Annotated in this window: 1 protein-coding gene; it reads right to left on the bottom strand. The window is 35.1% G+C overall.

Annotated features, from left to right (window positions below; translation table 11 throughout):
- The coding region (locus AC1DTM_RS26995; protein WP_477001330.1) for an ABC transporter transmembrane domain-containing protein at positions 1 to 1195 on the bottom strand (1195 nt) is incomplete at its 3' end.
- Positions 1196 to 1294: the final 99 nt, after the last annotated feature.

Genomic DNA, 1294 nt, shown 5'->3' with positions numbered 1-1294 from the left:
GCCATATAGTAGTCATACGAGCTTTATTACCGTAATAAGCAATACTACCATTAGATGGTTTATATAAACTCGTGATTAATTTTAAAAGCGTCGTTTTTCCTGCACCACTTTCCCCCACAATAATAACGAGTTCGCCAGGATTAATTTGCAAATGAATATTTTTAATTCTACATCTCTCTTCACCGTTCTCTTGAAATGAAACATTTGTTAATCTCATTCCCATCGCTCTTTCTACATTTCTGTATTCAGCCTGTATATCTAAAAAGCAAAAAACTCGGCTGGCCGAAGCAATAGCAACTTGTGTCATCATCAATAAATCACTCGCATAACGAACGGGGAAAAATAACATCTCAATTGTAGCTAATACCGCCACAAGCGAACCGACTTCCATATCCCCTTTTATTATTTTTTTTGCTCCTATAATAAGAACAACTATATATGCTCCTGTTTCTATTACCGTTCCAACTATCCCAATACAATGTTGCAACATCGTCTTCTTTACTTCTGTTTTATAAGATTTTACTGTCACTCCTTTAAATAAGCCAATTGCCCAGCTCTCTTTTTGTAAACTACGCAAATCTTGTATACCTTTTACAAATTGTGACACCATCTCTACAACAATTGATTGATTCTTTTGAGAAATACTCGCAATATTTCTTACCTTTCCCCCCATAAACATTGGAACCATTGCACTTAAAAATAAAAACGGGGTTATCCACCATATGAACTGTACATCGATATGTTGTAGAGCTATGAACGCACCAATAAATTGTGCAATAGCGTGGATGTATTCTATTAATAAAGATCCATATAACCTTACCCAATTTGGAATATCAGAAACGACTAATGTTTCTAACTCCCCTTGTTTTACCTTCTCACTTTCTTCAAACGGTAATAAGAAAAAATGACGTAATACATCTATACGCTTCTCTCGTAATATTCGCTGACTTACTTTTGAGCTTCCATAATCAAATAACAGATTGTTCACCCACATCAAAAAGCGGCTCCCTGCAAACAAAGCAATATATACATACGCACCTTTTAACTCCCGCTGAATAAGGTTATCTACAATTAGCCCCATAAATAGCGGACGGGATAAATTTAAAATGGCAGCTACTATCCCGCTACAAATCGCACTAATTAACAATAACTTTTCTTGTAGTAGCGGCAACATTATTCTTCTATACTCATTCATTGTCATTCCTCCAATTTTGCAYAATAAAAAGAAAAGGATGAAACCAAATTGGTTTCATCCTTTTCCTCTGTACATAAAGTAAGGAAGCTAACAAATGTT

The organism is Bacillus sp. P4_D3 (assembly GCF_056401855.1).
The sequence above is the reverse complement of the archived record's forward strand: the minus strand, read 5'-3'. Positions and strand labels throughout refer to the sequence as shown.